The sequence below is a fragment of the Blautia massiliensis (ex Durand et al. 2017) genome, assembly GCF_051861785.1.
Lineage (GTDB): Bacteria > Bacillota > Clostridia > Lachnospirales > Lachnospiraceae > Blautia_A > Blautia_A luti_A.
Genome location: NZ_CP146725.1, coordinates 677,204 through 697,840, shown reverse-complemented (window position 1 = coordinate 697,840; position 20,637 = coordinate 677,204). Strand labels below are relative to the sequence as shown.

Genomic DNA, 20,637 nt, shown 5'->3' with positions numbered 1-20,637 from the left:
AAGTAGAGTTCATAAGGGATATCCCCTGTATTTACCGTATGAAATTGTTATCTGATATCAGCTGTCAGATAGAGAATAACAGCTCGTCATAAGTCGGATATGGAAGTAACTCATCCGGGATCAGAGCCTCTGCCTCATCAGCGGATTTTCTTAAAGCTTCCATGTCTTCCAGAACAGTTCCCTGATAAGCCTTGGAGCATGCAAGTACATCGTCAGAAGAAGCAAGAGCTTTTGCTGTATCTGCTTTCAGAGTTTCCAGATCTTTTGCCATGGTGTCTGCAAGTGTACTCAGTTTGGAGATCAGAGCAGCTTCACTTGCTACAGAAATATCAGCTACTACGGATTTCTTTGCAGCTGCAGTATCTGCAAGCTTTTCAACATATGTATATACAGAAGGAATTACCTGCTTCTGGATCATCTCAGCAAGAGTGTTGGACTCGATGTTGATGGTCTTATAATAGTTCTCAAGCCAGATCTCGTAACGGGAGAAAAGCTCTTCCTTTGTAAAAATGCCATGCTTTGTAAACAGCTCAATGTTCTTCTCAGCAATGAAATGCGGAAGTGCATCCGGAGTTGTTTTCAGATTGTAGAGACCACGTTTCTCAGCTTCTTCAACCCACTCGTCTGTATAGCCGTTTCCGTTAAAGATGATGCGTTTATGCTCTTCAATGGTCTTCTTAAGAAGTGCATGTACTGCGCTTTCCATTTCTTCTTCCGGAACATCCTTAAGAGCTGCGCTGAATTCTGCAAGAACCTCTGCAACAGCGGTATTCAGTACGATGTTCGGGTTTGCGACAGATGCTGCAGAACCAAGCATACGGAACTCAAATTTGTTTCCGGTAAATGCAAATGGTGAAGTACGGTTTCTGTCTGTGGTATCCTTTATGAAGTGCGGAAGTACCTTTGCTCCGATATCCATCTGTACCGCATGCTTATTGCTGAAGAAGGTATCGTTTTCAATAGATTTCAGTACGTCTGTCAGCTCATCTCCAAGGAAGATGGATACGATTGCAGGCGGTGCCTCGTTTGCTCCAAGACGATGATCGTTTCCGGCGCTTGCAACGGATACGCGGAGAAGATCAGCATAATCGTCAACGGCTTTGATGACAGCTACCAGGAATACCAGGAACTGTGTATTTTCTGCCGGTGTTTTTCCTGGATCAAGAAGGTTTACACCTGTGTCTGTGCTCATGGACCAGTTGTTGTGTTTACCGCTTCCGTTGATTCCCTCAAATGGTTTCTCGTGAAGGAGGCAGACCATGTTGTGTTTGTCGGCAACCTTCTTCATGATCTCCATGGTCAGCTGGTTGTGGTCAACAGCAACATTTGTGGTATCAAATACAGGAGCCAGTTCGTGCTGTGCAGGAGCAACCTCGTTATGTTTTGTTTTGGCTGGAATGCCAAGCTTCCAAAGCTCTTCGTCAAGATCATGCATGTAAGCAGCAACGCGAGGCTTCAGGGCTCCGAAGTAATGATCTTCCATTTCCTGTCCTTTTGGTGCAGAAGCGCCCAGAAGAGTACGGCCGCAGAAGATCAGGTCTTTTCTCTTCTTGTAAAGATCCTTGTCAACCAGGAAATATTCCTGCTCAGGTCCTACGGTTGTGTTGATGTGACGGACCTCTTTGTTTCCGAGGATGTGAAGAATGCGAACCGCTTCTTTGTTCAGAACATCCATGGAACGAAGAAGAGGAGTTTTCTTATCCAGTGCCTCTCCGCTGTAGGAACAGAATGCAGTAGGAATGTAAAGAGTTTTATCTTTGATGAATGCAGGTGAAGTAGGATCCCATGCTGTATATCCTCTTGCTTCAAAAGTAGCACGAAGTCCGCCTGACGGGAAGCTGGATGCATCCGGCTCACCTTTTACCAGCTCTTTGCCGGAGAAATCCATGATCACCTGTCCGTCACCTGTAGGGGAGATGAAACTGTCATGCTTCTCAGCAGTTACGTTTGTCATCGGCTGGAACCAGTGTGTGTAATGTGTCGCACCGTTTTCAGTAGCCCATTCTTTCATTGCAACTGCTACGGAATTTGCAACGTCCAGTTCCAGATGAGTTCCGTTTTCAATTGTTTTCTTTAATGCTTTGTACATGTCCTTTGGCAGTTTGCTTCGCATCACTTTGTCATTGAATACAAGGCTGCCATACATTTCAGGGATACTCTGTGCCATATAGGTACACTCCTTTCGATTTCACTCATTCATTATAATTTTTAATTATTTTATAAGGACCGCTGCCGGAAGAACCGGGTATAAACGGACCGGAAAACAAAAAAAGCGCTTCAGATACCTGCCGTATCCAAAGCGCCTTTGCTTTATGTGTTGCAGTATACACCAAAATAAAATATTGTCAAGAGCTTTTTTGAAAAAATCTAAAAAATTGACCAGGGCGATCGGACTGTCGGAAAATAGGCAGGGTTGACAAATCTTGTCCTTTTATTATAATCTGATATCGTAGTTATACAGTCGAAAAGTCAGCGATCGCTATAAGTGATCAAGGCAAAAGAAGCTTTTTGACCAGTGACAAAGATGTACAATACGGAAAGAACAGATGGAGGAAAATATGTCAGGAGTAAAGGAAGAATGTGGCGTATTCGGGATTTATGATCTGGATGGAGGGAATATTGCACCATCTATTTATTATGGTCTTACCTCGCTGCAGCACAGGGGACAGGAGTCCTGCGGAATGGCCGTTTCAAGGACGGACGGAGAAAGAGGAAACGTACAGTTCCATAAAGATCTCGGACTGGTAAGCGAAGTTTTGCGAAAAGATGTTGTACATAATATGAATGGTGATATTGGAATCGGACATGTTCGTTATTCCACCACCGGAGAATCTGTCGCAGAGAATGCACAGCCGCTGGTACTTTCTTATATCAAGGGAAGTCTGGCACTTGCGCACAACGGAAATCTGGTTAATACAGAAGCTCTGAAATGGGAGCTGATCCAGACAGGCGCAATTTTCCATACAACTACCGACTCAGAGGTTATCGCGTTCCATATCGCAAGAGAACGTGTGCATTCTGCCACTGTAGAGGAAGCAGTACATAAAACCGTAGAGAAGATCCGCGGAGGATATGCTCTTGTGATCATGAGCCCCCGGAAGCTGATCGGTGCCCGTGATCCTTACGGACTGAAACCCCTCTGTCTTGGAAAAAGAGATAATGCCTATGTCCTTGCATCTGAAAGCTGCGCGCTGACATCTGTAGGAGCGGAATTTATCCGTGATATTGAACCGGGTGAGATCGTCACGATCACCAGGAACGGACTGAAATCCAGTAAACTGACTGAGAAGAAAAAGCATGCTCATTGTGTTTTTGAATATATTTATTTTGCAAGACTGGACAGCACCATGGATGGCGTGAAAATCTATGATGCAAGGATCCGTGGAGGAAAATCTCTTGCAAAATCCTATCCGGTAGAAGCGGACCTGGTAACCGGTGTACCGGAATCCGGACTTCCGGCAGCAAAAGGCTATTCTGAGGAATCCGGAATCCCGTTTGGCTTTGCGTTCTATAAAAACAGTTACATTGGAAGAACTTTTATCAAGCCTACACAGCAGGAGAGAGAGTCCAGTGTCCATCTGAAGCTGAGCGTTCTGGAATCCGTGGTGAAGGGGAAGAGAATCATTCTGGTGGATGATTCCATTGTCCGCGGAACTACCATTGCCAATCTGATCCACATGCTGAAAGAAGCAGGAGCAAAAGAAGTCCATGTACGTATCAGCTCCCCGCCATTTTTACATCCCTGTTATTTTGGTACCGATGTGCCGTCCAATGACCAGCTCATCGCAGCACAGCACAGCACGGAAGAAATCCGTAAGATGATCGGTGCAGACTCCCTGGGTTATATGCAGATCGATTATCTGGAAGGCATGGCAGGTGGACTTCCGCTGTGCAAAGCATGTTTTGATGGCAATTATCCGATGGAAATACCGGCAGAAATCAAACAGGATTAATGAACTATGTGGAATTAATCTCACAGTAAAAAATAATGGATTGAAAAACGAAAATATAAAAACTGCACAATAAATATATAAAAAACCCGGATTTTGTCATATAAAATCCGGGTTTTTATAGAAAGACTCTTAAAAACGATAAAAACATCAACTTGACAAATCTGACAATATGAGACATAATGTGGGACAACCAGATAAAAAAAGGCCGCTGGTCTGGAATATACAGGAAAACAGCAAGGCCGAAAAAAGACCGGTTTTTTGCCGAGATAAAAGAGAGGATGATATTTATGTCTAAAAAAATTAGATTGAATGCGACAGAGGATGTTAAAGAATTTGTTAAGGCTGCAAGTAAATGTGATTTTGATGTAGATATTTCATATAACAGAATTTTAATTGATGCAAAATCTATTCTTGGAATCCTCAGCATGGATCTGTCCAGAGTTCTTACAGTAACCTGTCATGGCGAGGATCATGAGTTTGATCGTTTCCTTCAGAAATATGCAGTTGCCTGACAGACAGTGCAGAGACAGACAAGATATGAAAGACATAAAAAGAAAAGGCAGACGTGACTGCAGAGACAGGAGATCAGTTTGAAATTCTCAGCAGGCGTCTGTTTTTTCTTTACATCCATTTCATAGGAAGAAATTCCGCAGACTATATGAAAAATCAGTTATTGACAAATAAAAAAAAATAGTTTATAGTAAACCATATTTTATATGAAAGATAACTGACAAAGGCGTCAGGAACGGATACCACAGGGGAATTCTCGCTCCTTGGAACCTGTTCCGGACGCCTTTTTGTTGTGGAACACAAAATGGAGGAGGAAATCGAAGATGGCAGTAAAGTATGTTTTTGTAACAGGCGGAGTTGTTTCCGGTCTGGGAAAGGGAATTACCGCAGCGTCTCTTGGGCGCCTTCTGAAAGCCAGAGGGTATCAGGTGACCATGCAGAAATTTGATCCTTACATTAATATTGACCCGGGAACTATGAATCCCATTCAGCATGGAGAGGTTTTTGTAACGGATGACGGTACAGAGACTGACCTTGACCTTGGACATTATGAGCGTTTCATTGATGAAAGCCTTGACAAAAATTCCAATGTGACAACCGGTAAGATTTACTGGTCTGTTCTTCAGAAAGAGCGTCATGGTGATTTCGGCGGAGGTACCGTTCAGGTGATCCCACATATTACCAATGAGATCAAGAGCCGTTTTTACAGAGCAAAATCCGCAGACGAAGACAGAATTGCCATCATCGAGGTTGGTGGTACAGTCGGTGATATTGAGAGCCAGCCGTTCCTGGAATCCATCCGTCAGTTCCAGCATGATGTGGGACATGACAATGCGATCCTTATCCATGTAACTCTGATCCCGTATCTCCGTGCTTCCGGAGAGATGAAGACCAAACCCACCCAGGCCAGTGTAAAAGAACTTCAGGGAATGGGAATCCAGCCGGATGTCCTGGTATGCAGAAGTGAGTATCCTCTTACTGAGGATATCCGTGGAAAAATCGCCCTGTTCTGTAATGTGCCTGTAAGCAATGTGCTTCAGAATCTGGATGTGGAATATTTATATGAAGCTCCTCTTGCAATGGAGAGAGAAAAGCTTGCAGACGTAGTGCTGCAGAGCTTAAGACTGGAGAATCGCAAACCAGATCTTACAGACTGGGAAAATATGGTAGAAAATCTCCGCCACCCGGATAAAACTGTGAAAATCGCCATGGTTGGTAAATATACACAGCTTCATGATGCATACTTGAGTGTTGTGGAAGCACTGAAGCATGGCGGGATCTCTTGCCGTGCAAAGGTTGATATCACCTGGGTGGACTCCGAAGAACTCAATGAAAAAAATCTGGATCAGACTCTCCATTCTGTAGATGGAATCCTGGTTCCGGGAGGATTCGGAAACCGTGGTACAGAAGGAATGATCCTTGCGGCACAGTATGCAAGAGTTCATAAGATCCCATACTTTGGGATCTGCCTGGGAATGCAGATGGCTATTGTGGAATTTGCCCGCCATGTGCTTGGATATGAAGATGCCAACAGTATTGAGCTGGCACCGGAAACAACACATCCGGTCATTGCCCTGATGCCGGATCAGGAGGATGTGGAAGATCTTGGAGGAACTCTTCGTCTTGGAAGCTATCCGTGTGTGCTTGCAGAAGGTTCCAGATCCTATGAGCTTTTTGGAAAGAAAGAGATCCAGGAACGCCACAGACATCGTTATGAGGTAAACAACGCATTCCGTAAGGAACTGGACGAAAAGGGAATGTCCATTGTGGGAACATCCCCGGATGCTCACATTGTTGAGATGATCGAAATTGCCGGACATCCGTTCTTTGTGGGAACCCAGGGACATCCGGAATTTAAATCCAGGCCAAACCATGCACATCCACTGTTCCGTGGATTTGTGCAGGCGGCAGTTGATAAAAAGACGGCAGAAGAAGCTGCAATGAAAGGATGAGAAAAATGAGAGAAGTAGCAAATCAGCAGCAGGGCCTCTACCGCCCTGAATTTGAACATGATAATTGCGGTATCGGAGCCGTTGTTAATATAAAAGGAAAGAAAACACATGATACAGTTGCCAATGCTCTTAAGATCGTAGAGAATCTTGAGCATCGTGCTGGTAAGGATGCAGAAGGAAAAACCGGTGATGGTGTCGGTATCCTTCTTCAGATCTCCCACAAATTTTTTAAGAAGGTCTGTAAAAAAGAAGGCTTTGATATCGGCGGAGAGAGAGAATACGGTGTAGCCCAGCTCTTTTTCCCACAGCAGGAGATCAAACGTGCCCAGGCAAAGAAGATGTTCGAGATCATCGTGGAAAAAGAGGGGCTGGAGCTTCTTGGATGGCGTACAGTACCGGTCTTCCCGGAGGTTCTTGGTCATAAAGCGAAAGAGTGCATGCCGTGCATCATGCAGGCATTTGTTAAAAAGCCGGAGGATGTGGAAAAAGGTCTTGCCTTTGACCGTATGCTTTACATCGCACGTCGTGAATTTGAACAGAGTAATGATAATACTTACGTAGTTTCCATGAACAGCCGTACCATCGTATACAAAGGTATGTTCCTGGTAGGACAGCTCCGTACCTTCTTTGGCGATCTTCAGAGCCAGGATTACGAGTCTGCCATTGCAGTGGTACATTCCCGTTTCAGTACCAACACGAATCCAAGCTGGGAGAGAGCACATCCAAACCGTTTCATCGTACATAACGGTGAGATCAACACGATCCGCGGAAACGCCGATAAGATGCTTGCACGTGAGGAAAACATGGAGTCTCCGTATCTGAAGGATGAGCTTCACAAGGTCCTTCCTGTAGTTAACCGCAATGGTTCTGACTCTGCAATGCTTGACAATACCTTGGAATTCCTGGTTATGAGTGGAATGGACCTTCCACTTGCAGTGATGATCACGATTCCGGAGCCATGGGCAAACAACGATACGATTTCTCAGGAGAAGAGAGATTTTTATCAGTACTATGCGACTATGATGGAGCCATGGGACGGTCCTGCGTCCATTCTGTTCTCAGATGGTGATGTGATGGGAGCGGTTCTTGACAGAAACGGTCTTCGTCCATCCAGATACTATATCACATCTGATGGCTATATGATCCTTTCCTCCGAGGTTGGTGTTCTTCCTGTGGATGAGGAGAAGATCGTATTAAAAGAACGTCTTCATCCGGGAAAAATGCTTCTGGTTGATACCGTTCAGGGTCGTGTCATTGATGACAATGAGCTCAAAGAAAAATATGCGAAAAAACAGCCTTATGGTGAGTGGCTGGACAGCAATCTGGTACAGCTTCGTGATATCAAGATCCCGAACCAGAGAGTTGTCGAGTACACACCGGAGGAGAGAGCACGCCTTCAGAAAGCATTTGGGTATACTTATGAGCAGTACCGTACTTCAATCCGAAACATGGCATTAAACGGCGCAGAAAGCATCGGAGCCATGGGACATGATACTCCCCTTGCGGTATTTTCCAGGGAACATTATCCGCTGTTCGATTATTTCAAGCAGCTTTTCGCACAGGTAACAAACCCGCCGATCGATGCGATCCGTGAGGAGATTGTTACTTCCACAAGTGTATATGTAGGTAAAGACGGAAACTTTCTGATCCAGAAGCCGGAGAACTGTCAGGTGCTGAAAATCAACAATCCGATCCTGACCAACACCGATATGCTGAAGATCAAGAATATGAAAAAGGACGGCTTCAAGGTTGTGACTATTTCCACATTATATTATAAGAGCACAAAGCTTGAACGTGCCATTGACCGTCTGTTCGTAGAGGTAGACAAAGCCTTCCGAGAGGGAGCAAACATCCTGGTCCTTTCTGACCGCGGTGTGGATGAGAACCATATGCCGATCCCGTCCCTGCTGGCGGTTTCCGCAGTACATCAGCATCTTGTAAAAACAAAGAAGAGCACTTCCCTTGCCCTGATCCTGGAGTCCGGTGAGCCGAGAGAGGTACATCATTTCGCAACACTTCTCGGATATGGTGCAAGTGCAGTCAATCCGTATCTGGCACTGGATACGATCCATGAGCTGATCGATACACATATGCTGGATAAGGACTATTATGCAGCCGTTGATGATTACAATCATGCAGTGATCAGCGGTATCGTAAAGATCGCTTCCAAGATGGGTATTTCCACTATACAGTCCTATCAGGGATCTCAGATCTTTGAGGCAATCGGAATTTCCCAGGATGTGATCGATCGTTACTTTACAGGAACCGTAAGTCGTGTAGGCGGAATCACACTGGAAGATATCGAGGATAATGTAGAAAAACTTCATTCTGAGGCATTTGATCCCCTTGGACTTGCCACAGATCTTACTCTGGACAGCGTAGGTGCCCATAAGATGAGAAGCCAGGGTGAGGAGCACAAATATAACCCGCGTACCATTCATCTTCTCCAGCAGTCCACAAAACAGGGCAGCTATGAGATGTTCAAGGAATATACAAAGCTGGTAGATGACGAGGGTCATGGAAACTTAAGAGGTCTTCTGGACTTTAAGTTTGCCAAGGAGCCTATTCCGATCGACCAGGTTGAGAGTGTTGAGGATATTGTAAAACGATTTAAGACAGGTGCCATGTCCTACGGTTCTATTTCCCAGGAAGCACATGAGACACTGGCTATTGCCATGAACCATCTCCATGGAAAATCCAATACCGGTGAGGGTGGTGAAAGTGATGAGCGTCTGGATTCAGCAGGAACAGACAATGACCGCTGCTCTGCGATCAAACAGGTAGCCAGCGGACGTTTCGGCGTTACCAGCCGTTATCTGGTTTCTGCAAGAGAGATCCAGATCAAGATGGCACAGGGTGCAAAGCCGGGTGAGGGCGGACATCTTCCTGCAAAGAAGGTATATCCGTGGATCGCAAAAACCCGTCATTCCACACCGGGAGTCAGCCTGATCTCTCCGCCGCCACATCATGATATCTATTCTATCGAGGATCTGGCAGAATTGATCTATGACCTGAAAAACGCCAATAAATATGCGGATATTTCCGTAAAGCTGGTTTCTGAGGCGGGTGTTGGTACGGTTGCAGCCGGTGTTGCAAAGGCCGGTGCACAGACTGTTCTGATCTCCGGATATGACGGAGGTACAGGAGCAGCGCCAAGAAGCTCTATCCATAATGCAGGACTTCCATGGGAGCTTGGACTTGCAGAAACACACCAGACGCTGATCATGAACGGACTTCGTAACCGTGTACGTATCGAGACAGACGGTAAGCTGATGAGCGGCCGTGACGTTGCCATTGCAGCACTTCTCGGTGCAGAGGAATTCGGTTTTGCAACAGCGCCACTTGTAACGATGGGCTGCGTGATGATGAGAGTCTGCAATCTGGATACCTGCCCGGTAGGTGTGGCTACACAGAACCCGGAGCTGCGTAAGAGATTCCGCGGAAAACCGGAGTATGTGGAGAACTTCATGCGCTTTATTGCACAGGAGCTGAGAGAGTACATGGCACGCCTTGGTGTTGCCACCATCGATGAGATGGTAGGTCGTACAGACCTTCTTACAGTTTCTGACAGTGTGCAGGAGCCGCATAAGGGTAAGGTTGACTTAAGTGCCATCCTGAATAACCCATATGCAGGAAAGGGCAAAGTAACTTTTGATCCGAAGGCTGTATACAATTTCAATCTTGAGAAAACTCTGGATGAAAAAGTTCTGGTCAGGAAATGTGCACCGGCGATCCAGAAGGGTGAGAAAGTTTCTGTTGATGTAAATGTTACCAATACAGACCGTGCATTTGGTACCATCCTCGGATCTGAGATCACAAGAAATCATAAGGATGGACTTCCGGAGGATACGGTAACTGTAAACTGTACAGGTGCAGGCGGACAGAGCTTCGGTGCCTTTATTCCGAAAGGACTGACATTGAAACTGACCGGTGACAGCAACGACTACTTCGGAAAAGGCCTTTCCGGTGGAAAGCTGATCGTTAAGGTTCCGGAGAAGGCCGGATACAAGGCTGAAGAGAACATCATCGTCGGAAACGTGGCACTCTATGGTGCGACCAGCGGAACTGCATTTATCAACGGTGTTGCAGGTGAGCGTTTTGCAGTACGTAACTCCGGTGCGGTTGCAGTTGTTGAGGGTGTTGGCGAGCATGGCTGCGAGTACATGACAGGCGGCCGTGTGGTAGTTCTTGGAAAAACAGGAAAGAACTTTGCAGCAGGTATGAGCGGCGGTATCGCTTATGTCCTTGATGTGGATAACGTTCTTTACAAGAACCTCAATAAAGCAATGATCTCCATTGAAAAAGTGGATAATAAATATGATAAAAAAGAGCTTCGTGATCTTATCGAGGCTCATGTGGAAGCAACAGGCTCTGAGATCGGTAAGAAGGTGCTGGCTGATTTTGATTCCTATCTGCCTCACTTCAAAAAACTCATTCCGGATGAGTACAAGAGAATGATCACATTAAGTGCAAAGCTGGAAGAAAAAGGTCTGACCAGCCAGCAGGCACAGATGGAAGCGTTCTATGAGAGCATCGGCGTGAAACATTAAGGAGGATGAGGAAATGGGAAAGCCAACTGGATTTTTAGATTATGAAAGAGAAACGGCAAAGGTTCTGCCGCCAAAGGAACGTATTCAGAATTTCAACGAATTTCGTATTCCATTAAATAAAGAAAAACAGAAACTTCAGGGAGCACGCTGCATGGCCTGTGGCGTCCCCTTCTGCCAGGCAGGTATGATGATCGGTGGAATGGCTTCCGGCTGTCCGCTGCACAACCTGGTTCCTGAGACAAATGATCTTGTGTACACAGGAAACTGGAAGCAGGCATTCCTTCGTTTAAACAAGACACACAGCTTTCCGGAGTTTACATCCAGAGTGTGTCCAGCACTTTGCGAAGCTGCATGTACCTGTAACCTGAACGGAGATCCGGTCAGCACAAAGGAGAATGAGAAAGCGATCATTGAGACAGCCTATGCAGAAGGATGGGTAAAACCGCAGATCCCGCCTGTCCGCACAGGAAAGACGATCGCAGTCATCGGAAGTGGTCCTTCCGGACTGGCAGCAGCACAGCAGCTGAACCGCCGTGGCCACAGCGTAACCGTATTTGAGAGAAACGACCGTATCGGAGGACTTCTCCGCTACGGCATTCCGAACATGAAGCTGGAGAAAAAGGTCATTGACCGCAGACTGAAGCTGATGGAAGAGGAAGGCGTGAAATTTGTTACCAATATCAATGTTGGTGTTGACATCACTGCAGAACAGCTTCTGAAGGATTATGACCGTGTCCTTCTCTGCTGTGGAGCTTCTCATCCGAGAGATATCAAGGTTCCGGGAAGAGATGCCAAGGGAATTTACTTTGCAGTGGATTTCCTGAAGCAGGTAACAAAAAGTCTTCTGGATACAGATTTTGCAAAATTCCCATATGAGCTTGCCAAGGGCAAAAATGTTCTGGTCATTGGCGGTGGTGATACCGGTAATGACTGTGTGGGAACATCCATCCGTCTGGGGGCGAAATCTGTAACACAGCTTGAGATGATGCCGCAGCCTCCTGCAGCAAGAACTCCTTCCAATCCATGGCCGGAGTGGCCGAAGGTCCTGAAAACTGATTACGGCCAGGAAGAGGCTATTGCAGTATTCGGCCATGATCCTCGGATCTATCAGACAACCGTTACCGAGTTTATCAAGGACAAAAAAGGAAATGTCTGCAAGGCCAAGATCGTAAAACTGAAAAGCGTAAAGGATGAAAAGACCGGAAGATTCAATATGGTACCGGTTGAGGGCAGTGAGGAAGTGATTCCTGCAGATGTGGTCCTTATTGCAGCCGGCTTCCTTGGCAGCGAGAAATATGTGACAGATGCCTTCCGTGTAGCGCTTACACCAAGAACCAATGTGGAGACGAAACCTGAGCAGTATGCAACAAGCGTAGACCGTGTATTCACAGCAGGTGATATGCACCGTGGTCAGTCTCTTGTAGTGTGGGCAATTCATGAGGGACGTGAGGCTGCGAAAGCAGTGGATGAATCACTGATGAGCTATTCCTATTTACAGTAAAATAACAGATACCAGGGGCAAAAGGTCAAAAAAACTGTTCGTGTTTCCGCGATAAAGCTTTTGAACTTTTGCCCCTTTTAAAAAATGGTTGACAAAGAATTGACCGATTGCTATAATTACGTCCATGAACAAGGGTGTTCTTCAGGAGCGGAAGCTCTCTGAAGTGCACCCTTTTTCTGATTTTGAGGGTAATTATTCTGTGTGATGAGGAAATAAAGGAGAGAATACTATGGGGAATTATACCAGAGAAGAGATTCTTGCAATGGCAGAGGAGGAAGACGTAGAGTTCATCCGCCTCCAGTTTACAGATATGTTTGGAACTCTGAAAAATATTGCGATCACAGCAAGAGAGCTTCCAAGAGCCCTGGATAACCAGTGCGTTGTATATGGCTCTCATATTGCGGGCATTGTGGGAGAAAAGGAGCCGGATCTGATCCTGTATCCGGATTATAATACTTTTTCAATTCTTCCATGGCGTCCTCAGCAGGGAAAGGTTGCAAGACTGATCTGTGATATGCGCCGTGCAGACGGATCAGAGCATGAGATGAGCTCCAGATATATTCTGAAAAAAACAGCGCAGGCAGCAGAGAAGGCAGGATATACCTGTTATGTTGACCCGGAATGCGAGTTTTTCCTGTTTCATATTGATGATAACGGAATGCCTACAACGGTTTCTCACGAAAAGGCCGGATATCTGGATGTAAGTCCGGTGGACTTAGGCGAAAATGCAAGACGTGACATGGTACTGACTCTTGAGGACATGGGATTTGAGGTGGAATCCTCTCATCATGAGACAGCACCTGCACAGCATGAAATCGCCCTTCATTACGGGGAAGCACGTGAGATGGCAGACGAAATTATAACCTTTAAGATGGCAGTAAGAACTGTAGCCAAACGTCATGGACTTCATGCGACATTTATGCCGAAGCCAAGACGGGAAGTAAACGGTTCAGCCATGCATATCCATTTTTCACTGTTTAAAAATGGAAAAAATATTTTCGTGGATCCGGAGGATCCGTCCAGATTAAGTGAAGAGGCATACTATTTTATCGGAGGTCTTCTGGCTCACAGCCGTGAGATGACTCTGATCACCAATCCGCTTGTAAATTCTTATAAGCGTCTTGTGCCTGGATTTGATGCGCCTACAGAGCTGACCTGGACGAGAAATAACCAGAATTCACTGGTAAGGATCCCGAGAGTCAATGGTGCTGATACCAGGATCGAGCTTCGAAGCCCGGATGCTGCATCCAATCCATACCTTGTTTTTGCGGTATGCCTGGCAGCGGGCCTGGATGGAATCCAGAAGAAGATCTATCCTACAAAAGCTTCTGACCGTTCTCTTTCCGAGTCGGATCAGAAGGAACAGGGTATCGAGAATTTACCGGAGAACCTGCGGGAAGCGATCACACTGTTTGAGGACAGCAGCTGGATGAAGGAAATTCTTGGGGAGACTTTCTGCAAACAGTATGCGCAGGCCAAGAGAAAAGAGTGGCTGCGTTATTCCCAGGAGATTTCCGACTGGGAGATCGAGGAGTATCTGTATCGGATCTGATGAACGAGGCATAATGGGACGAAAGAGAGTGGCGGCTTATGAACACGAGTATCGTGATTGCATTACCGAAAATAGAAGATGCAAAAAAAATCCGCACAGTCCTTAACCGATATGGATTCACGGTGGCGGCAGTATGCAATTCAGGTGCAAATGCCCTTGCCAGTATCTCGGAGCTTGATGGCGGCGTTCTGCTTTGCGGTTATCATCTTCAGGATATGTACTACCGTGATCTTCTGGACTATATGCCGGATTATTTTGAAATGCTGCTTATGGCCTCCCGGGGAGTGATCAGTGAGGCGCCAACCTCCATTTTATGCGTGGGAATGCCTCTGAAAGTCGGAGATCTGGTAAATACGGTAAGCATGATGCTTTCCCAGATCGAAAGGCGCTGGAAAAAAGATAAGAAAAAGCCGAAGCAGCGTTCATGGAAAGAACAGAATTATATTTCAAATGCAAAGATGCTTTTAATGGAAAGAAATCACCTGAGCGAGGATGACGCATACCGCTATATCCAGAAATGCAGTATGGATTCCGGAACCAATATGGTTGAGACGGCCCAGATGGTTCTGATGCTTTTATATGATTCTGTGTAAAAAACAACAAAAAACAGCAGAGCGGACAGGAATGATCTGTTCTGAATGACTGATATCACACCGGATCGGGAAAAATTCCGCAGGGGATTTCCTGATTCGGTGAAACTACTTTGAATTGGAGGATGAGGGAATGGAATTTATGGATGGAATCTGTAAGACTAGAGAATGTGCCTGGGATGTGCTTCTTTCCGAGAGCATGAAAGACCAGGAAGCAACAGTGGAAGGTGCAATACACAGCATCCGTAATATGGGTGACGTGGCATTTGTGATACTTCGAAAAAAAGAAGGGCTTTTTCAGACCGTATATGAAAACGACAAGACAAATGTTTCCATTCATGATCTGAAGGAGGCAATGTGTGTGCGCCTCACAGGAACTCTTCATGAGGAAGAAAGAGCGCCTCACGGAAGAGAGCTCCGCATCAGCCATGTGGAGATCCTTTCCTCACCTGCCGAGCCTCTTCCACTGGCCATCGACAAATGGAAGCTGAACACTTCCCTGGAGGCAAAGCTGAATTATCGTCCTATCGCCCTGCGTAATGTGCAGGAGCGTGCAAAATTCAAGATCCAGGAGGCTCTGGTGCGGGCATTTCGTGATTACCTCTATGAGAAGGGGTTCACCGAGATCCACACACCGAAGATCGGAGCCAGAGGTGCAGAGGGTGGTGCAAACCTGTTCAAGCTGAGCTATTTCCATAAACCGGCAGTTCTGGCGCAGAGCCCGCAGTTTTATAAACAGATGATGGTAGGTGTTTTTGACCGTGTATTTGAGACCGGCCCTGTATTCCGTGCAGAGAAGCATAATACAAAACGTCATCTGAATGAATATACAAGCCTTGATTTTGAGATGGGCTATATCAACGGATTTGAGGATATCATGGAGATGGAAACCGGATTTCTCCAGTATGCGGTAGAACTTCTTAAGAAAGACTACGCTCATGAGCTTTCCATTCTGAAGGTGGAGCTTCCGAAGGTGGACAAGATCCCGGCAGTACGTTTTGACAAGGCCAAAGAGCTGGTAGCTGAAAAATATAATCGTAAGATCCGCAACCCATATGATCTGGAGCCGGAGGAAGAAGCGCTGATCGGAAGATATTTCAAAGAAGAATATGATGCTGATTTTGTTTTTGTCACACATTATCCGTCTAAGAAGCGTCCGTTCTACGCAATGGATGATCCGTCAGATGAGAAATTTACATTAAGCTTTGACCTTCTGTTCAAGGGACTTGAGGTAACTACAGGCGGACAGCGTATCCATGATTATCAGATGCTGAAGGATAAGATCGCAGCCCGTGGTATGGATGAAGAGGGTATGGAGCAGTACCTGGATACCTTCAAGCATGGAATGCCGCCTCACGGAGGACTTGGAATCGGACTGGAACGTCTTACCATGCAGATCCTCGGAGAAGAAAACGTTCGTGAGACCTGTCTGTTCCCACGTGATATGAACAGACTTGAGCCGTAATAAGGAGAAAAAAGATGGCAAAGATAATCGATGATGAAACAATGGAAAATGTCTGCATCCTTGCAAAGCTTTCTCTGACAGAGGATGAAAAGGAAAAAGCAAAAGAGGACATGCAGAAGATGCTGGACTATGTAGACAAGCTGGATGAACTTGACACTTCTTCCGTAGAGCCCATGTCCCATATTTTTGAGGACGAAAATGTATTTCGTGAAGATATTGTGACAAACGGAGACAATCATGAGGCAATGCTTGCCAATGCACCGAAACAGAAAGAAAACCAGTATCAGGTTCCGAAAACAATTGGATAAGACAGGAGACAGGACATGGATTTGGGAAAATTAACCGCATTACAGCTTGCGGAAAAGATCAAGCAGCATCAGATAAGCGTCCTGGACGGTGTGAAATACGTATTTGATCAGATCGAGGCAAAAGAGGACAAAGTCCACGCTTATCTTGACACCTATAAAAAAGAAGCCTATGCAAGAGCAAAAGAAGTACAGAAAGGCATTGAGGACGGAACTTATATCGGACCTCTTGCCGGTGTACCCATCGCTATCAAGGATAATATCTGCATCAAGGGAAAAACAACCACCTGTGCATCAAAGATCCTTGAAAACTTCGTTCCACAGTACAATGCAGAAGTCATTGACCGTCTGGAAGAAGCAGGACTTGTAATTATCGGAAAAACAAACATGGATGAATTCGCCATGGGAAGTACCACAGAGACTTCCGCCTATGGCGTCACCAGAAACCCGTGGGATCTGGAGCACGTTCCGGGAGGATCTTCCGGCGGTTCCTGTGCGGCAGTGGCAGCAGGGGAAACTTACCTGGCACTTGGCTCCGATACTGGCGGTTCCATCCGTCAGCCAAGTTCCTACTGCGGTGTTACCGGAATCAAACCGACCTATGGTACAGTATCCCGTTACGGACTGGTTGCCTACGCATCCTCTCTGGACCAGATCGGACCGGTTGGAAAAGATGTTGCGGACTGTGCGGCACTTCTTGAGATCATTGCCGGACACGATGCCAAGGACAGCACTTCCATGAAGAGAGAGGATCTTGCTTTCTCCTCTTCCATGACGGATAAGATCGTGGGAATGAAATTCGGTGTGCCGAAGGAATATCTTTCCGAGGGTCTGAACCCGGAGGTAAAAGAGGCCTTTATGAATACGCTGAAGAGCCTTACCGAGAGGGGTGCAGTGGTAGAATTTTTCTCCATGAAGACAACAGAATATATGATCCCTGCCTACTACATCATTGCCAGCGCAGAGGCCAGCTCCAACCTGGAGCGTTTTGACGGCGTGAAGTACGGTTTCCGTGCAAAAGAGTACGAGGGACTTCATGACATGTACAAAAAGACAAGAACTGAAGGTTTCGGCGAGGAGGTAAAACGCCGTATCATGCTTGGCTCCTTTGTGTTAAGCTCCGGTTACTACGATGCTTACTATCTGAAAGCACTTCGCACAAAAGCCCTTATCAAGAAGGAATTTGATCAGGCCTTTTCCAAATATGATGTTCTTCTTGCCCCGGCATCACCCTTTACGGCACCGAAGCTGGGAGAGAGCCTGAAAGATCCTCTTGCCATGTATCTTGGCGATATTTATACGGTAGCAGTAAACCTGTGCGGACTTCCCGGAATCACAGTTCCATGCGGAAAAGACGCAGCAGGCCTTCCGATCGGGATCCAGATGATCGGTGACTGCTTCAAAGAAAACAACCTGTTCCGCGCAGCACACGCCTATGAGAAAAAACGCGGTGATTTCGGAACAGCAATGGAAGGGGGAGAAAAGGCATGAAACAGTATGAGACAGTCATAGGACTTGAGGTGCATGTGGAGCTTGCCACAAAAACAAAGATCTTCTGCGGATGCTCCACAGAATTCGGAGGCGCACCAAATACACATACCTGCCCGGTCTGCACCGGTATGCCGGGCTCTCTTCCGGTCCTCAACAAAAAAGTGGTAGAGTTTGCCATCAAGGCAGGTCTTGCGGCAAACTGTCATATCCATCAGTACTGTAAGTTTGACCGTAAGAACTATTTTTACCCGGATAACCCTCAGAACTACCAGATCTCCCAGCTGTATCTGCCGATCTGCTATGACGGAGCTGTTGAGATCGAGACTTCCGCAGGCAAAAAGACTGTACGTATCCATGAGATGCATATGGAGGAGGATGCCGGTAAGCTGATCCATGATGAGTGGGAAGACTGCTCCCTGGTTGACTACAACCGAAGCGGAGTACCGCTGATCGAGATCGTATCCGAGCCGGATATGAGAAGCTCTGAGGAGGTTATCGCATATCTGGAAAAGCTCCGCTGTACCATGCAGTATCTTGGAGTTTCTGACTGTAAGCTCCAGGAGGGCTCCATGCGTGCCGATGTCAACCTTTCCGTCCGTGAGGTGGGAAGTGAGACCTTCGGAACAAGAACAGAGATGAAGAACCTGAACTCCTTCAAGGCCATTGCGAGAGCGATCGAAGGAGAGAGAGAACGTCAGATCGAGCTTCTGGAAGAAGGAAGAGCCGTTGTACAGGAGACAAGAAGATGGGACGATAACAAAGAGTCTTCCCATGCTATGCGTTCCAAGGAGGATGCAAAGGATTACCGTTATTTCCCGGACCCGGATCTTCCGCCGATCCACATTTCCGATGCATGGATCGAAGAGCTGCGTACTTCCATTCCGGAGCTTCGTGAAGCCAAGATGGAACGTTATCAGAAGGAGTATGAGCTTCCGGCTTATGATGCAGGGATCCTGACCGAATCCAGACATCTGGCAGGACTTTTTGAGGAGACAGCAGTTCTTCTCGGAAACCCGAAAAAGGTGGCAAACTGGTTTATGGTGGAGGTTCTCCGACTGACAAAGGACAAGGGCCTTGATCCGGAAAAAGTAAGCTTTACACCGAAGCATCTGGCAGACCTTCTCTCCATGGTGGAGAAAAAAGAGGTCAGCGCACAGAATGCCAAGAAAGTATTTGAAAAAGTGTTTGACGAGGATATTGATCCGGTTGTATATATAGAAGAGAATGGTCTTAAGATCGTAGAAGATACAGGACTTCTCACCGAAACTGTGAAAAAGATCGTGGATGAAAACCCCGGACCGCTGGCAGAGCTTCTGGGCGGCAAGGATAAGGTTATGGGATTTTTTGTAGGACAGCTGATGAGAGAACTGAAAGGCAAGGCAAATCCTGACAGCGTCAGAAAAGCACTGGCAGAGGAAATTGAGAGAAGGAGATAAAATACTATGGTTACAGTAAATCAGAATTATTTAAAACTTCCGGGAAGCTATCTGTTTTCCAATATCGCAAAGAAGGTAAGCGCATATAAGGAGGCCAATCCGGAATTTAAGGATTCTGTGATCAGTCTTGGAATCGGTGATGTGACACAGCCGCTTGCACCGGCGATCATCGATGCCCTTCATAAATCCGTAGACGAGATGGCACACGCAGAAACCTTCCACGGATATGCTCCGGATCTCGGATATGAATTCTTAAGAAGTGCCATTGCAAAAAATGATTATCAGTCCAGAGGCTGCGACATCAGCGCAGACGAGATCTTTGTTTCCGATGGAGCAAAAAGTGATTCCGGAAACATCCAGGAGATCTTCGGACTGGATAACAAGGTTGCAGTCTGCGACCCGGTTTATCCTGTATATGTAGATACTAACGTTATGGCCGGACGTACTGGTCTTTATAACAAAGAGCGTGAGAACTTTGACGGTGTGATCTACATGCCCTGCAAAGAGGATAATGGTTTCCTTCCGGAGATCCCGGCAGATGAGGTACCGGATCTGATCTATCTCTGCTTCCCGAACAATCCCACCGGCGGTGCGATCACAAAGGCAGCTCTTCAGGAGTGGGTTGACTACGCCAACAAAAACGGCTGCGTGATCATCTATGATGCAGCATATGAGGCATATATTTCCGAGGAGGATGTCCCGCACAGCATTTATGAGTGCGAGGGTGCGAGAACCTGTGCCATCGAGCTTCGAAGTTTTTCCAAAAATGCTGGCTTTACAGGCGTTCGTCTTGGCTTTACCGTTGTTCCGAAGGAACTGGTGCGTGATGGCGCAGAGCTTCACAGTCTCTGGGCAAGACGCCACGGAACCAAGTTTAACGGTGCTCCGTACATTGTACAGAGAGCAGGCGAGGCTGTTTACTCTCCGGAGGGAAAAGCACAGCTGAAGGAGCAGATCGCTTATTACATGCGTAATGCAAAGACGATCCTGGAGGGACTTTCCGCAGCAGGATTTTCCGTGTCCGGTGGAAAAAATGCTCCATACATCTGGCTGAAAACACCGGATCAGATGACCTCCTGGGAGTTCTTTGATTATCTCCTTGAGAAAGCACACATCGTAGGAACACCAGGTTCAGGCTTTGGTGCACATGGCGAGGGATATTTCCGTCTGACTGCATTCGGAAGCTATGAGAATACACTGGAAGCGATCGAGAGAATTAAAAATCTGTAATATGAGTATAAATTGCGGAGCAGGTCTTTGGAAAAGAGCTGCTTCGTTTTTTAACCGGATCAAAGAAATATTCTGCTTCATTGCGAATATCCACTTGATCTG

Annotated in this window: 13 protein-coding genes; 12 read left to right on the top strand and 1 reads right to left on the bottom strand. The window is 46.5% G+C overall.

The genetic code is table 11. The annotated features are described in order from the left end of the window. Window positions 1–64: 64 nt before the first annotated feature. Complete coding sequence (locus V9W66_RS03470; protein WP_144094124.1) at window positions 65–2,167, bottom strand: glutamine synthetase III family protein; 2,103 nt, start codon at window positions 2,165–2,167, stop codon at window positions 65–67. Between the two features lie 391 nt (window positions 2,168–2,558). On the opposite strand from V9W66_RS03470, the gene purF reads away from it, so the two are divergent. From purF to V9W66_RS03410, 12 genes are all read left to right on the top strand, one after another. Next, entirely contained in the window at window positions 2,559–3,953 is a 1,395-nt protein-coding gene (gene purF, locus V9W66_RS03465) for an amidophosphoribosyltransferase (protein WP_144094123.1), read from the top strand. Between the two features lie 278 nt (window positions 3,954–4,231). Next, on the top strand, window positions 4,232–4,465 hold the full coding sequence (locus V9W66_RS03460) for an HPr family phosphocarrier protein (RefSeq protein WP_439362994.1): 234 nt from the start codon (window positions 4,232–4,234) through the stop codon (window positions 4,463–4,465). A 321-nt stretch (window positions 4,466–4,786) separates the two neighbouring features. Then, on the top strand, window positions 4,787–6,415 hold the full coding sequence (locus tag V9W66_RS03455; RefSeq protein ID WP_144094122.1) for a CTP synthase: 1,629 nt from the start codon (window positions 4,787–4,789) through the stop codon (window positions 6,413–6,415). Then, complete coding sequence (gene gltB, locus V9W66_RS03450; protein ID WP_144100286.1) at window positions 6,412–10,965, top strand: glutamate synthase large subunit; 4,554 nt, start codon at window positions 6,412–6,414, stop codon at window positions 10,963–10,965. The genes V9W66_RS03455 and gltB overlap by 4 nt, the downstream gene beginning before the upstream one ends. A gap of 13 nt (window positions 10,966–10,978) precedes the next feature. Further along, window positions 10,979–12,466: a glutamate synthase subunit beta gene (locus V9W66_RS03445; RefSeq protein ID WP_144100288.1), complete on the top strand. Its 1,488-nt coding sequence runs from the start codon at window positions 10,979–10,981 to the stop codon at window positions 12,464–12,466. A gap of 229 nt (window positions 12,467–12,695) precedes the next feature. Further along, window positions 12,696–14,018 carry a type I glutamate--ammonia ligase gene (gene glnA, locus V9W66_RS03440; RefSeq protein WP_144095230.1) on the top strand — a complete coding sequence of 441 codons (1,323 nt, stop codon included), beginning with the start codon at window positions 12,696–12,698 and terminating at the stop codon, window positions 14,016–14,018. A gap of 38 nt (window positions 14,019–14,056) precedes the next feature. Further along, window positions 14,057–14,611, top strand: coding sequence for an ANTAR domain-containing response regulator (locus V9W66_RS03435; RefSeq protein WP_015525749.1), 555 nt, complete (start codon window positions 14,057–14,059; stop codon window positions 14,609–14,611). A gap of 130 nt (window positions 14,612–14,741) precedes the next feature. Further along, window positions 14,742–16,073: an aspartate--tRNA(Asn) ligase gene (aspS, locus tag V9W66_RS03430; protein ID WP_059085246.1), complete on the top strand. Its 1,332-nt coding sequence runs from the start codon at window positions 14,742–14,744 to the stop codon at window positions 16,071–16,073. 14 nt (window positions 16,074–16,087) lie between these two features. After that, a complete protein-coding gene (gene gatC, locus V9W66_RS03425; RefSeq protein ID WP_110102034.1) occupies window positions 16,088–16,381 on the top strand; it encodes an Asp-tRNA(Asn)/Glu-tRNA(Gln) amidotransferase subunit GatC in 294 nt (97 codons plus the stop codon). 15 nt (window positions 16,382–16,396) lie between these two features. Then, window positions 16,397–17,869, top strand: coding sequence for an Asp-tRNA(Asn)/Glu-tRNA(Gln) amidotransferase subunit GatA (gene gatA / locus V9W66_RS03420; protein ID WP_144095228.1), 1,473 nt, complete (start codon window positions 16,397–16,399; stop codon window positions 17,867–17,869). Next, on the top strand, window positions 17,866–19,305 hold the full coding sequence (gatB, locus tag V9W66_RS03415; protein ID WP_144095226.1) for an Asp-tRNA(Asn)/Glu-tRNA(Gln) amidotransferase subunit GatB: 1,440 nt from the start codon (window positions 17,866–17,868) through the stop codon (window positions 19,303–19,305). Before gatA ends, gatB begins: the two co-directional genes overlap by 4 nt. Before the next feature lie 6 nt (window positions 19,306–19,311). Continuing rightward, window positions 19,312–20,535, top strand: coding sequence for an LL-diaminopimelate aminotransferase (locus tag V9W66_RS03410; protein ID WP_144095224.1), 1,224 nt, complete (start codon window positions 19,312–19,314; stop codon window positions 20,533–20,535). Window positions 20,536–20,637: the final 102 nt, after the last annotated feature.

Coding starts and splice junctions, on each gene's coding strand:
- V9W66_RS03470 (WP_144094124.1), bottom strand. CDS start 2,167: ATGGCACAGAGTATCCCTGAAATGTATGGCAGCCTTGTATTCAATGAC.
- purF (WP_144094123.1), top strand. CDS start 2,559: ATGTCAGGAGTAAAGGAAGAATGTGGCGTATTCGGGATTTATGATCTG.
- V9W66_RS03460 (WP_439362994.1), top strand. CDS start 4,232: ATGATATTTATGTCTAAAAAAATTAGATTGAATGCGACAGAGGATGTT.
- V9W66_RS03455 (WP_144094122.1), top strand. CDS start 4,787: ATGGCAGTAAAGTATGTTTTTGTAACAGGCGGAGTTGTTTCCGGTCTG.
- gltB (WP_144100286.1), top strand. CDS start 6,412: ATGAGAAAAATGAGAGAAGTAGCAAATCAGCAGCAGGGCCTCTACCGC.
- V9W66_RS03445 (WP_144100288.1), top strand. CDS start 10,979: ATGGGAAAGCCAACTGGATTTTTAGATTATGAAAGAGAAACGGCAAAG.
- glnA (WP_144095230.1), top strand. CDS start 12,696: ATGGGGAATTATACCAGAGAAGAGATTCTTGCAATGGCAGAGGAGGAA.
- V9W66_RS03435 (WP_015525749.1), top strand. CDS start 14,057: ATGAACACGAGTATCGTGATTGCATTACCGAAAATAGAAGATGCAAAA.
- aspS (WP_059085246.1), top strand. CDS start 14,742: ATGGAATTTATGGATGGAATCTGTAAGACTAGAGAATGTGCCTGGGAT.
- gatC (WP_110102034.1), top strand. CDS start 16,088: ATGGCAAAGATAATCGATGATGAAACAATGGAAAATGTCTGCATCCTT.
- gatA (WP_144095228.1), top strand. CDS start 16,397: ATGGATTTGGGAAAATTAACCGCATTACAGCTTGCGGAAAAGATCAAG.
- gatB (WP_144095226.1), top strand. CDS start 17,866: ATGAAACAGTATGAGACAGTCATAGGACTTGAGGTGCATGTGGAGCTT.
- V9W66_RS03410 (WP_144095224.1), top strand. CDS start 19,312: ATGGTTACAGTAAATCAGAATTATTTAAAACTTCCGGGAAGCTATCTG.